1 protein-coding gene is annotated in these 269 nt (G+C 39.4%); it reads right to left on the bottom strand.

Translation table 11 applies throughout. The annotated features are described in order from the left end of the window. Nucleotides 1–19: 19 nt before the first annotated feature. On the bottom strand, nt 20–269 hold a 250-nt coding region (locus V6252_RS12880; RefSeq protein ID WP_341610717.1), incomplete at its 5' end, for an amino acid--tRNA ligase-related protein.

A 269-nucleotide genomic window follows, 5' to 3' on the forward strand; every position in this document is an offset into this window, starting at 1 on the left:
CTAAAAGAAGCTGATTCAATTATGCTTTCCCTCTGGGAATAGGAATGACTTCTTCCATGCTGCTTGCACCTGTCAACACCATTATCAATCTATCCATACCGACTGCGATACCGCTACATGGCTTCAAATCATTGGATGCATCTAATAGATATTCATCGATTGTCATTTGAGGTAGGTTATGACTCGCACGTAATTGATTGTCTTGTTCAAAACTGTCATGCAATGCTTGAACATCTGCTAGTTCATAATAAGCATTGGCAATATCAACG

It is taken from the genome of Psychrobacter proteolyticus (genome assembly GCF_038155145.1).
Lineage (GTDB): Bacteria > Pseudomonadota > Gammaproteobacteria > Pseudomonadales > Moraxellaceae > Psychrobacter > Psychrobacter proteolyticus_B.